Annotated in this window: 8 protein-coding genes; 3 read left to right on the top strand and 5 right to left on the bottom strand. The window is 62.5% G+C overall.

The window, feature by feature from the left end:
• Nucleotides 1-38: 38 nt before the first annotated feature.
• Entirely contained in the window at nucleotides 39-929 is an 891-nt protein-coding gene (locus tag PQR40_RS08945; RefSeq protein ID WP_408231602.1) for an alpha/beta fold hydrolase, read from the bottom strand.
• A 311-nt stretch (nucleotides 930-1240) separates the two neighbouring features.
• Here PQR40_RS08945 and PQR40_RS08950 point away from each other — a divergent pair, with 311 nt between their 5' ends.
• On the top strand, nucleotides 1241-2200 hold the full coding sequence (locus PQR40_RS08950) for an NAD(P)H-dependent flavin oxidoreductase (RefSeq protein WP_408231599.1): 960 nt from the start codon (nucleotides 1241-1243) through the stop codon (nucleotides 2198-2200).
• A 74-nt stretch (nucleotides 2201-2274) separates the two neighbouring features.
• Here PQR40_RS08950 and PQR40_RS08955 read toward each other — a convergent pair whose 3' ends face one another.
• The 4 genes from PQR40_RS08955 to PQR40_RS08970 form a co-directional block, all read right to left on the bottom strand.
• Nucleotides 2275-5865, bottom strand: coding sequence for a methylmalonyl-CoA mutase family protein (locus tag PQR40_RS08955; RefSeq protein ID WP_408508786.1), 3591 nt, complete (start codon nucleotides 5863-5865; stop codon nucleotides 2275-2277).
• Nucleotides 5866-6049: 184 nt separating this feature from the next.
• Entirely contained in the window at nucleotides 6050-6994 is a 945-nt protein-coding gene (locus PQR40_RS08960) for a LysR family transcriptional regulator (protein ID WP_408231593.1), read from the bottom strand.
• A 203-nt stretch (nucleotides 6995-7197) separates the two neighbouring features.
• On the bottom strand, nucleotides 7198-8289 hold the full coding sequence (locus PQR40_RS08965) for a porin (RefSeq protein WP_408231590.1): 1092 nt from the start codon (nucleotides 8287-8289) through the stop codon (nucleotides 7198-7200).
• Nucleotides 8290-8799: 510 nt separating this feature from the next.
• Nucleotides 8800-9342, bottom strand: coding sequence for a hypothetical protein (locus tag PQR40_RS08970; protein WP_408231935.1), 543 nt, complete (start codon nucleotides 9340-9342; stop codon nucleotides 8800-8802).
• Nucleotides 9343-9899: 557 nt separating this feature from the next.
• On the opposite strand from PQR40_RS08970, the gene PQR40_RS08975 reads away from it, so the two are divergent.
• Complete coding sequence (locus tag PQR40_RS08975) at nucleotides 9900-10928, top strand: bile acid:sodium symporter family protein (protein WP_408338807.1); 1029 nt, start codon at nucleotides 9900-9902, stop codon at nucleotides 10926-10928.
• A 276-nt stretch (nucleotides 10929-11204) separates the two neighbouring features.
• The gene (locus PQR40_RS08980; protein ID WP_408508787.1) at nucleotides 11205-13058 is read left to right on the top strand and encodes an EAL domain-containing protein; all 1854 of its coding nucleotides are present in this window, start codon (nucleotides 11205-11207) and stop codon (nucleotides 13056-13058) included.
• Nucleotides 13059-13200: the final 142 nt, after the last annotated feature.

A 13200-nucleotide genomic window follows, 5' to 3' on the forward strand; every position in this document is an offset into this window, starting at 1 on the left:
AGTCGCGCATGGGCGAGCCGGCCGCCGCATTGCGTATGCTACTGTTCGACCGCTTCGAAAAACGACAGCATTTCCGCGACCAGTTCGTCCGACGCCTCTTCGGGGATGTAGTGCCCGCACGGCAATGACCGCCCGCTCACGTCCCGCGCTACGTGACGCCATTCCGCCAGCGCGTCGAAGCACTTCTCGATCACACCCTTGTCGCCCCACAGCACGCGCAGCGGACAGCCGATCTTGTGGCCGCGCTCGATGTCGGCACGGTCGTGTTCGAGGTCGATGCTCGCCGACGCCCGGTAGTCCTCGCACATCGCATGCACCGCGCCGGGTTGCGCCAGCGCGCTGCGATAGGCGTCAAGCGCTTCGGGCGAGAATGGTGCCAGGCCCGCGTGACGGCTGCCCATCACTGCGTCAACATAAGCGGCCGGGTTCGCGCCGATCAGCGTCTCCGGCAGCGGTTCGGGCTGGATCAGGAAGAACCAGTGGAAGTAATACGTCGCGAAGGCGCGGTCGGTGGCTTCGTACATCGCGAGCGTCGGCGCAATGTCGAGCAGCATCAGACGCTCGACGGCGTCGGCATGATCGAGCGCCATCCGGTGGGCGACCCGGGCGCCGCGATCATGTGCGCACACCAGGAAACGTTCGAAGCCGAAATGGCGCATCACAGCGACCTGATCGGCCGCCATCGCGCGTTTGGAATACGGTGTGTGGTCAGCGTCGCTCGGCGGTTTGCCCGAGGCGCCGTAGCCGCGCAAGTCGGTCGCGATGACGGTGAAGTGCTCGGCCAGTTGCGCCGCGCACCGTTGCCAGATCAGATGCGACTGCGGATGGCCGTGCAGCAACAGAAGGGGCGGCCCTGCCCCGCCCTTCACTCCGAAAATATCGACGTCGCCCACGGCGACACGAAAGGGCGTGAAATCCTCGAAGGCCATAGCGGGTCTCTTGTCGTTTGGGAGTCAAAGCATTGTAGAAGCGCAATGTGTCGACGCGGGGTGGGATAGCCCACGCAAGCGTAGAACCTGAACACTCCTTCCAACTGTTCTAAACGGACATGACGCGGCAGCTTCGCCTATAATCGAACGATCGTTCTTAAATTTTTGGGCGACCTTGGCAGATGCGTGGTGAGATCGCGGCGGCGGCATGATGCCGGTCAGCCTCGACGCACCCCCGGCCATGTGCCGCTAAACTCACAATCGCCGGGCGCTCTACAGCGCACCGGTCCGCTCATCAGGAGACTCGCACCATGGCATTGCCCGCCGTCCTGCAAAAACTCGCACTGCCCGTCGTCGCTTCGCCGATGTTCATCGTCAGCTATCCCGAACTCGTGTTGGCTCAATGTAAGGCTGGCATCGTCGGCTCGTTCCCCGCGCTGAACGCTCGCCCGGCCGAACTGCTCGACGAATGGCTCACGCAGATTCAGGCACAGCTCGCCGAGCACAAGGCGGCCAACCCCGACGCGATCATCGGACCAATCGCCGTCAACCAGATCGTCCATCAGTCGAATACGCGGCTCGAGCACGACGTGCGGGTGTGCGTCGAACACAAGGTGCCGATTTTCATTACCAGCCTGCGCGCACCGGCGCGTGAAATCGTCGACGCGGTGCATAGCTACGGCGGCATCGTGCTGCACGACGTGATTAACCTTCGGCATGCGCAGAAGGCGCTGGAAGCGGGCGTCGATGGGCTGATCCTGGTGGCGTCGGGCGCCGGCGGCCATGCGGGCACGATTTCGCCGTTCGCGCTGGTTGGCGAAGTGCGGCGCATGTTCGACGGCCCGATCGTGCTGTCCGGCTCGATCGCCAACGGCGGTTCGATTCTCGCCGCGCAGGCGATGGGCGCGGACCTCGCCTACATGGGTACGCGTTTCATCGCGACCAAAGAAGCGCATGCGGTCGACAGCTACAAGCAGGCGATCGTCAATTCCACGGCGTCAGACATCATCTACACGAACCTGTTCACCGGCGTGCACGGCAACTACATCCGCGAAAGCATCCTGAACGCGGGGCTGGACCCCGAAGCGCTGCCGGAATCGGACAAGACGGCGATGAACTTCGGCAGCGACAAAGCAAAGGCGTGGAAAGACATCTGGGGCGCAGGCCAGGGCGTCGGCTTGATGGATGATGTGCCGAGTGTTGGCGAGCTGGTCGAGCGCCTGTCAAAGGAATATAACGACGCGAAAGCGCGTCTGGGGATCACGCGGTAAGGCCTTGCCCATGATCGGGTAACGGCATGCTGCGGCTCCGCCTGAAGCAACGCCGCAGCGCAGCAAGCAACGGCCTACATATTGCGGCGGTACTGTCCGCCTACTTCAAACAACGCGTGCGTGATTTGCCCAAGCGAGCAGACACGCACGACGTCCATCAGCACCGCGAACACGTTGTCATCGTCGATCACTGCGCGCTTCAAGCGCTCAAGCGCCGCGGGGGTGTCATCCCGGTGCCGCGCCTGAAAATCGCGTAGACGCTTCAACTGGCTTTGCTTTTCTTCGTCGGTGGAACGGGCCAGCGCGATCGGCTGCGGCGCTTCGTGCGGATGCGTGCTCAAAAACGTGTTCACGCCGACGATCGGATACGAGCCGTCATGCTTGCGATGCTCATACAGCATCGACTCGTCCTGAATGCGCCCGCGCTGGTAGCCGGTTTCCATCGCGCCGAGCACGCCGCCGCGCTCAGTGAGTCGATCGAATTCCGCCAGCACCGCTTCTTCCACCAGATCGGTCAGTTCCTCGATCACGAAGCTGCCCTGATTCGGATTCTGATTCTTCGCGAGGCCCCATTCGCGATTGATGATCAACTGGATCGCCACCGCTCGGCGCACTGAATCTTCAGTGGGCGTGGTGATCGCTTCGTCGAATGCGTTGGTGTGCAACGAATTGCAGTTGTCGTAGATCGCGATCAGCGCCTGCAGCGTGGTACGGATATCGTTGAAGTCGATTTCCTGCGCATGCAGGCTGCGGCCCGACGTTTGCACGTGGTACTTGAGTTTCTGGCTGCGTTCGTTCGCGTCGTAGCGTTCGCGCATTGCAATCGCCCAGATGCGTCGCGCGACACGGCCGAGCACCGTGTACTCCGGGTCCATGCCGTTCGAAAAGAAGAACGACAGATTCGGCGCGAAGTCGTCGATCGACATGCCGCGCGCGAGATAGGCCTCGACATACGTGAAGCCGTTCGCGAGCGTGTAGGCCAGTTGCGAGATCGGATTCGCGCCGGCCTCGGCGATGTGATAGCCGGAGATCGACACCGAATAGAAATTGCGCACGCCGTGATCGACAAAATACGCCTGAATATCGCCCATGACTTTCAGGCTGAACTCGGTCGAAAAGATGCACGTGTTCTGACCCTGGTCTTCCTTCAGGATGTCGGCTTGTACCGTGCCGCGCACATTTTCCAGCGCGGTACGGCGAGCGGCGGCGAGTTCGTCTTCTGTGAGCGGACGGCTTTGCTGCTGCGTCATGCGCGCGATCTGCTGATCGATCGCGACGTTGAAGAACATTGCGAGAATCGTCGGCGCCGGGCCGTTGATCGTCATCGATACCGACGTTTCAGGCGCGCATAGATCGAAGCCGTCGTAGAGCGTTTTCATGTCGTCGAGCGTTGCGACGGAGACGCCCGAGTTCCCCACCTTGCCGTAGATGTCCGGCCGCTCGTGCGGCTCTTCACCGTAGAGAGTGACCGAGTCGAACGCCGTCGAAAGACGTTTGGCCGGCATGCCTTCAGAGAGCAATTTGAAACGGCGGTTGGTGCGGAACGGATCGCCTTCGCCGGCAAACATCCGTGTCGGGTCTTCGTTTTCGCGACGGAATGGGAACACACCGGCGGTGAACGGAAAGTAGCCGGGAAGATTGTCGAGCATCAGCCAGCGCAGGATTTCGCCGTGGTCGACGAATTTCGGTAGCGCGACTTTGCGGACCTCGGAACCGGATAGTGTCGTGACGGTGAGTGCCGTGCGGATTTCGCGATCGCGAATGCAGACGATATGTTCGTCGCCGGAATAGGCGGCCACGGTTTGCGGCCACGCTTCGAGCAGCTTGCGCTCGCGCTCGCCGAGGGCGGCGGTGCGTTGGGCGATGAGGGTGTCAAGTTGGGTTGGTGCGTGTTTCGCTGACTCTGTATCGGCTGCTGCAACAACGCCTGCAGCACCTTGACCTGCTGCCTTTGCAACCGCGCTTGCGTCTCCGTCACCTGTTTTTAGGCCTGCGCTCGCACCTGCGTTCGCGTTCGCTTCGCCGAGCATCCGCCGCGTTTCGGTGAGTTGCCAGCGCTCACGGGCCACGCGTGCTTGCGCGTCGGCACGCTCGCGGTACGCGTGAACGGTCTGCGCAACGTCCGCCAGATAGCGCACGCGCGCCGGCGGCACGATGGCGTTGCGACCGCTCGAAAAGCGCAGATCGTCGAGCACCGGTAGACGGCCCCCGCCTGAACGCAGACCGTGCGTGCGCAGCGCCTCGACAACGCGCTGATAAAGCGCGGTCACGCCGTCGTCGTTAAAGCGTGAGGCGATCGTGCCGAACACCGGCATCGCATCGGGCGCCTTCGCGAAGTCGCCTCGATTGCGCTGCACCTGCTTGGCCACGTCGCGCAACGCGTCCGACGCACCTTTACGGTCGAACTTGTTGATCGCGACGAAGCTGGCAAAGTCGAGCATATCGATCTTTTCCAACTGGCTCGCAGCCCCGAATTCGGGCGTCATCACATACAGCGATTCGTCGACGAACGGCACGATCGCCGCATCGCCCTGCCCGATCCCGGACGTCTCGACAACGATCAGATCGAAGCCCGCGGCCTTGCACAGCGTGAGCACGTCAGACAATGAGTCGGTGATTTCACTCGATGCGTCGCGTGTTGCCATCGAACGCATGTAGACGCGCGCGCCGCCGCCCCAATTACCGATTGCGTTCATGCGAATGCGGTCGCCGAGCAACGCGCCACCGGATTTGCGGCGCGACGGGTCGATAGCCAGCACGACGATGGTGAGGGCGTCGCCATAGTCGAGGCGAAAGCGGCGGATCAGCTCGTCGGTGAGTGAGGATTTACCCGCGCCGCCGGTGCCGGTGATGCCGAGGACCGGAACCTCGATCGCTTCTGCGAGGGTCGATAGTATTTCCTGCTCGGCCGATTTGACGCGGCCCGCTTCGTACGCGCTGATCAGTTGCGCAAGGCGGCGGAAAGTGAAAGCGGCTGGGTCTGGCTGTTCGGAGGTACTGGCGGTGTTGGTGGTCTGATTGACATAGCCTGCCCCGGCCGCTTGCCTCGCCTTACCGGAACGATCGCGCGCGTTAGCGTGATCGCCGACACGTGCTTCGACGTGCGGCTCTGCGCGCGCCTCAAAACGCGGCAACCCATTCGCCGACAAATCGGCCACCCACTCGCCGACCGGACTCTCCCGTACGGCGGCAGCAGCACGCGCAACTTCAGCGCAGCGCGCAATCATGTCGTCGATCATGCCTTGCAGGCCGAGTCGCTGGCCGTCATGCGGCGAATAGATCTTCTCGACGCCGTAACGTTCGAGCTCGGCAATTTCTTCAGGGACGATCACGCCGCCACCGCCGCCGAACACCTTGATGCGCTCGCCGCCACGCGCACGCAGCAGATCGACGAGATAGCGGAAGTATTCGTTGTGGCCGCCCTGGTAGCTCGACACGGCAACGCCATCGGCGTCTTCTTGCAGTGCGGCGGTGGCGACTTCATCGACCGAGCGGTTGTGGCCGAGGTGGATCACCTCTACGCCGCTCGCTTGCAGAATGCGCCGCATGATGTTGATCGACGCGTCATGGCCGTCGAACAAGGCGGCGGCGGTGACAAAGCGCAGGCGCCGGCCCGCTGGCAGCTTGTGGCCGCCAGCGCGCTGCGGCGTGGACAGATCGGTCATGTCTCCCCCAGATCGTTACGCGTATGGGTGCTGGCAACCAGTATAGCTAAACGGGTGGGAGCGCTTCGACCGGCCTGGCTGCGCAACTCGGCGCGTCGGCCGCTCGGAGCGCACCGCTTGCTACATTGGGTGACTGAGCCCTGCACTGCTTGCCCCTTCTGCCCGGCTGCGCGTCTCAGCCCGCCTATCGCACCGCCAGCGCCTTGATCTGTTCGAGCGAAGGCCAGAGCGATTCGTTCGCAAACCGGTCGGCCAGGAAGTCGACAAACGAGCGCACCTTGGCCGACAGATGCCGGCGGCTCGCGTAGACCACATGGATCGGTAACTCGCGCGGCGGCACGTCGTCCACTAGTAGCGGCACAAGGCGCCCCGCGGCCAGATCGTCGCCGATCACTTCGGTGCCGAGCATCGCGATGCCCGCGCCTTGCAGCACGATCACACGCTGCGCCTCCAGGTGATTGACGATCAGATTGCCGGACAGACGCACGCGCGGCGCGGCATCGCCGGTCGCGGATGCGGACGCGATTTCGAGCGCGGACACACCCGCGTACTGCAGATAGTTGTGGCGCGCCAGATCGGCAACGGTCTTCGGCGTGCCATGCCGGCGCAGATAGGCCGGCGACGCGCACAGCACCAGATGGGCGGTCGCAATCTGCCGCGCGATCAGCGAAGACGACTTCAGCCCGCTTGGCGAGGCCCGGATTGCGACGTCGAAACCTTCGTCGATCAGTTCGACCACGCGATCCGACAGGGTCATGTCGACGGTGACCTGCGGATACTGCGCGGCGTAATCGGCCACCGCGGCCATCACGTGGCTCAAGCCGAATGCCGACAGCGACGACACCCGCAAGCGCCCTTGCGGCACGACGCTCGCCGCGCCGACCACCTGCTCGGCTTCTTCGAGTTCGGTGAGCACCTGGCTCAGGCGTTCGTAGTATTCGCGCCCCGCCTCGGTCGGCGCGACACGCCGCGTGGTGCGGTTCAGCAAACGCGCGCCGAGCTGTTGTTCGAGGTGCATCACGTGCTTGCTCGCCATGGCTGCGGACATCTCCATCCGTTCCGCCGCGCCGACAAAACTGCCGACTTCGACCACATGGCGGAATACTTTCATGCTGACGAGGGTATCCATGTCAATCACTCGCTTCAGGAATTAATCGACGTCATTTTGCCGGGTTTATCAAAAACTGGTCGGCAAATCGGGGAGAAGGCAGCGCCAGAAGCGACAAAGCCCACCTTCCGAAGAAAGTGGGCTTTGCAGGAGTTGCCGGTTTCGACAGAGTTGGCGTCACGCGGCACCTGCTCGCGGGCGCCGCTCGCCTCAAACCCAAACGCCTAGAACTTCGCGCGCAGGCCTACGCCGTACGTGTCGCCGCTCGACTGGCTGCTGATTTTGTCGTACATGTAAGCCGCATAGATATCCGTGCGCTTGGACAGCGGATAGTCGTAGCCGACCGAAGCCGTTTGACGGGTCTGGTTGAGGCCGCCGCCGTCGCGCGAATAGGCGTACGACGCCATCACCGAGCCCGGGCCGGCCGGAATCGTCACGCCGCCCTGCCCCGTATTCACGTGCCAGCTCGAAATGGTCTGCTGGTTATACGTGTACATGTACTGGCCATAGAACTTCACGAATTTCATGTCGTACGACACGCCGGCTTGCGCCACGCTCTGGCTCTTCAGCCCCGGAACGCCCGAGGTATCGAAGCTGCCCAGGTCGCCCGGCACGCTGTTGAAGTTCACGTACTGGTACACCGCGGTCGCCGCAAACGGGCCGTGGAAATACAGCACCTGGCCGCTCCACTTCTTCGAGCCGTTCTCACCCGCCGTGTTGCCGAGCGCGTACATCGCCGTCGCGGACAGGCCGTTGAAGTTCGGCGATGCGTACGACACCGCGTTGCTCCAGCCCGAATCGCCGGTCACACCCTGATCGGTCGAGTAGGTCGGGAACGTGCCGAGACCGAGATACGTATGAGCGATCATCGGCGAGAACACGTACGAGTCGACGAACGGGTTGAACAGAATCGTCGACACGAACAGCGGCGTGGTCAAACGGCCTGCCGTCACCGTGCCGTACGGCGATTCGATACCGACGTACGCGTTACGCGAGAACATCGTGTCGCCCGTGAAGCGGCCGTACTGGCCGTTCTGCGCGAGGAAGAAGCCTTCCAGCGCGAAGATCGCCTTGTAGCCGTTGCCCAGATCCTCTGCCCCCTTCAAACCCCAGTACGACGTCGACATGCCGCCGCCGGACACCTGGACGGCCGTCTTGCCGCCCGGGAATTTCTGCGCGCCGACCCATTCGTCGACCTGACCGTAGAGTTGCACGCTCGATTGCGCAAAAGCAGACGATGCACTGGCGGCCAGCAGGGCGGCACACGCGGTTGCCTTGAGGGTGGTCTTCAGCACACTGCTGATGCTTGTTTTCATGGGTTCTCCTGTCTTTGTCAAAAAGGTGTGGCTGTGCGAAAGGGGGAGCTCGCGCGAATTGTTGTTGTCCGTTCGATCATCGAGCCAATCTGGGCGGGACCATCTTTGCGGACCATTTTTATGGACAAAAATATCGTGGGTTATTGCGGGTATAGCGGTCTGATTAGTTTTGTCACTTATCGGCCTGATAAAGCACCGGCCGCGTCAGTACTCACCGCATTGCCGTAGACCTCGCAGTCAGGCGCAAAGCGTTACTGACATTGCGCCTGACCGGGTGATAACGCTTCAGATGACATGCGGATGACGCGTCGCGGCAAATACGACCAAATTTGACGACGGGAGACGGTTTGTTGCCGAATGTTTTCAAAAAAGTGTGGCGTCGAAACGTCACATTGACAGAGGCTTTGGGATGGCAACGACGTGAGACGCCGCAGCAAGCCGGCTTGAATGCCGGAAAAGCGGATTCGGCGAAGCGTGGGAGGGGGTTTCGGTGAGACGAGGAGGGGGTGTTTAGTTACGGTACGGCAAACCTTCCGGCTGACGCGGATCGTCCGTCTGGCGCTGCATGGCACGCGAGGAGCCGCGCTCTTCGTTGTAGCGGGCGACATCGGCGCGAATCGAGCCGGCGCGAACCGGTGCGTTGGGTGGCGGCCGCGGCACTGCGCGCGCTTCGGCGCTGACAGGGGTGATAGCGCCAGCGTACTGCATCCCGCCGCGGCCCTCGTCAGGATATCCGCCTGCGCCGGCAACCCGGCGCATACCTGGGTTGTAGCCAGCAAAGCCGTTGCCGTAGGCGAAGTTCGCGCCGCCGTGCGGCAAACGCGCGTTGCTGCCGGCCAGGTTGTTGCGAGCCGGCCTTACATTGGCGGCGCCATAGTAATTGCCGCCGTTGCGCGCATCACCGCGCATTGCGTGGCCCCCAGCGGCATGCGAGTAACCGCCCCCACCACCGCCGCCGTGCGGCATGCCCGGCACTTTCGCGTAGGCGAACGAACACAGCGCAGCGATAACCGCGCCCAACGCCCAGTGCTTCGTTCTCGACAACCCGTCCACCAAGTGACTCACATGCCCGAAGACCTGCCTGAAGCCCACCGTTCGAGCTGCGATGGACTTGTTCTGGGACCGGCACGAGCGCTGCGTATCTGTCGCGGCGCGGGGCATCCCGATGGCCTTTGAGCAGTAATTTATGGGTGCGGGCAAAGGGTGTCGAGCCAAAAAGTGTTAGGCCTCGACCGCTGTTGTAACACCTTGTTACTGCGACGTTTTTCCGCGACAGGCCCCTTGCGCGAAAGCCTTGAAACAGCTTGGTTCCGCGGCTATATCGAGACCCGCTAAACGTGCTTGCGTATGATGAATTTCAGGCGAATTTTTCGCCAGATTGTCAAAACGGCAGTGGACCAAACAGAGGCGGTCGCCAATACTGGAACTGGCCGTGGGCGTCAGTTGAAGGCAGTCGATGCAACAAGTTAATGCGTGAAGCTCATTAATCGATTCGGCAAATGAATTTGTATATTCAATCGGTTTTCAACAACAATAGTCGTTTCCCATAGCCTAGGGCGGCCCCATTCGCGCACGCCCTGCTTTCCGCATCACCGAATCGAGATTCCGCCATGGCTCGCCCGAAACTGCTTCCCGACAATTTCACCTTGTGCCTCGTGAGCACCGTGATCCTTGCCAGCCTCCTGCCGGTTCACGGGCAAGCCGCCGTCGGATTCAACTGGGTGACGAACGTAGCGGTCGGCCTGCTGTTTTTCCTGCACGGCGCCAAACTCTCACGCGAAGCGATTGTTGCGGGCGCGACGCACTGGCGTCTGCATCTGGTAGTGCTGCTCAGCACGTTCGCGCTGTTTCCGCTGCTCGGCCTCGCGCTTAAGCCGCTCCTTTCGCCACTTGTCACGCCGGCGCTCTACGCGGGGGTCCTCTTCCTCTGCACGCTGCCGTCGACGGTTCAATCGTCGATCGCGTTCACGTCCATTGCTAAAGGCAACGTGCCCGCCGCGGTGTGCAGCGCGTCGGCTTCGAGCCTGCTGGGTATCTTCATCACCCCCGCACTCGTCAGCCTCGTCGTCACCAATCAGGCTGCGAGCGGCGGCGCCTCGCCGTGGCATACGGTGGGCAACATCGTTTTGCAACTGCTGGTGCCGTTCGTGGCCGGGCAATTGCTGCGGCCGCTGATCGGCAAGTGGATCGAGCGTAATCGCGGCGTGCTGAAGTTCGTCGACCAAGGCTCGATCCTGCTGGTGGTGTACGGCGCGTTCAGCGAGGCCGTCAATGAGGGCCTGTGGCACCAGATCCCGCTGTCCGCCCTCGCCGGCCTGCTGTTGATCTGCGTTGTGCTGCTCGCACTCGCGCTGGCCGTGACGATCTTCGTCAGCAAACGGCTCGGCTTTAGCCGCGCCGATCAGATCACGATCATCTTCTGCGGTTCGAAGAAAAGCCTCGCCGCCGGCGTGCCGATGGCCAAGGTGATTTTCGCCACGCACGCGGTGGGCGCCGTGGTCTTGCCGCTGATGCTGTTCCATCAGATCCAGTTGATGGTGTGCGCCGCGCTCGCCCAACGCTGGGGTGCCCGCGACACCAGTGGCGAAACCCACGTCGCCTCGCGCGAGCGGCCCGCCGCCGCTGTCGCGCGTCATTGAATACGCGCGCAATGCAAACAGGACATTCATAAGCGCCCTCCCTGAGCGTCATTTGAAAAAAGCCGCCTCGTGCGGCTTTTTGTTATTTCACGCTCAAACGCCGCCGCTGTCGCCTCGGCCAGATGGCATAGGCAAAGTCCTGGACGTGGCAAAGCCAGCCGGCGGCGAACCCAAGACCACGACGCACCACCCCGGTGCGTCGCTTCACCAAAAATTCACTTAATCCCAGGCAGGATGGGTCGATAAGACGGAGGTCGATCGCTACGCCTAACTGCCATGCAACCTCGTTCGCCCTCCCGGTCCGCTACGCCGCGTATCGATGAGTTGATCGCCCGGCGTGACTTGTCCGCCGTATTCCAGCCAATCATCGATTTCGACGACGGCGCGGTCCTCGGTTACGAAGGGTTGATCCGTGGGCCGGCCGGCACACCGCTCGAAGCGCCGTTCGCCCTGTTTTCGCAGGCACTCGCCGAGGGCTGCGCGCTCGAGCTCGAACAGGCCGCCGCGCGCACCTGCATCGAGGCATTCGCGAGACTCGATTTCGACGGCAAGCTATTTCTCAATTTCAGCGCGGGCGCGATCCGCCAGTTGGCCGGCGCGCTCGACGACACGCTCGCGCTACTGCGTCATCGCGGCGTCGATCCGCAACGAATCGTGATCGAGCTGACCGAGCAAAGCACGATTCTGGATGTCGCCAGCTTCCTGCCGGTAATTTCGTCGCTGCGCATGGCGGGCGCGCAATTCGCGCTCGACGACTACGGCACCGCGAACGCGAGCATGAATCTTTGGGTGCGCCTGCAACCGGATGTCGTGAAGATCGACCGCTTCTTTATTCACGGCATCTCCAGCGATTCGCTCAAGTTCGAAGCCGTGCGCGCCATGCAGCACTTCGCCAGCGCAAGCGGCGCAAGGCTGGTGGCCGAAGGCATCGAAGACGAAGCGGATCTGATCGTGGTGCGCGACATGGGGATCGGCTGCGGGCAGGGCTATTTCTTCGGCCGCCCCCACGCTCAGCCGGCCCGCAACGTCACCGACGACGCCCGCGACGCACTACGCGCCGGCCACATCGCCGTGTTCCCGGAGAACACGCGCACGGTGAGCAGCGCGTCGCCGTCGGGCGGCATGGCGTCGGCGAAAATGATGGTGCATGCGCCGGCGCTGCCGCGCCACGCGACCAACAACGACGTCTTCGAACTGTTCAACCGCCTGCCCGATCTGCACGCGGTGGCGGTGGTCGAGCACGATGAACCGATCGCGCTGATCAATCGCCGCAGTTTCATGGACCGCTACGCGCTGCCTTACCATCGCGAGCTATTCGGCAAGCGGCCATGCCTGCTGTTTGCGAACGCATCGCCGGTGATCATCGAGCAATCGATGACCGTCGAACAGATGGCCAAGCTGCTCGCGAGCGACGACCAGCGTTATCTCGCCGACGGCTTTGTCATCACCGACAACGACGGCAAATACGCCGGTCTCGGCACCGGCGAGAAGCTGGTGCGCGCGGTCACCGAGGTGCGCATTGAAGCGGCGCGCTACGCGAACCCGCTGACCTTCCTGCCCGGCAACATTCCGATCAGTTCGCACATCGGCCGCCTGTTGGGGAACGACGCGGGTTTCTGCGCCTGCTATGTCGATCTGAACCACTTCAAACCCTTCAACGATCAGTACGGCTATTGGCAAGGCGATGAAGTCCTGAAATTCGCCGCCGCCGTGCTCGCCGACGTCTGCGACCCGACCCGCGATTTTTTGGGTCACGTCGGCGGCGACGACTTCCTGATCCTGTTCCAGAGCGATGACTGGCAGGACCGCGTACTGCGCGCGATCTACCTGTTCAACGAAGGCGCGCAGCGCTTCTACGCACCGGCAGACCGGCTGGCCGGCGGCATCCACGGTGAAGACCGGCGCGGCAATCCGACCTTCTTCGGCTTCGTGACGATGGCGATCGGCTGCGTGCGCGTCGAGTCGGACGGCGGCCCGTCGCTTTACAGCAGCGAGGAAATTGCGTCCGTCGCGGCGCTGGCGAAGCGGCGCGCAAAACACGAGACGAGCGGATTCGTGCTGATCGATGCGGATGAGAGCGTGGCGTTGCTGCGGGGACAGGCGGACGTGGCGGCGATGCCCTTCGACTAAGCGCGTGGGCGCGCCAACAACGCCAACGCCAACGCCAACGCCAACGCCAACGCGTTGTTTAGCATATTTTACTAAACAACATAAAACACACCAGTGTCAATATCTACGGGTATTTCCGGGTGTTGATCACGTGCTCTCAAGG

The sequence above is a fragment of the Paraburkholderia sediminicola genome (assembly GCF_046026855.1).
Classification (GTDB): Bacteria; Pseudomonadota; Gammaproteobacteria; order Burkholderiales; family Burkholderiaceae; genus Paraburkholderia; species Paraburkholderia sediminicola_A.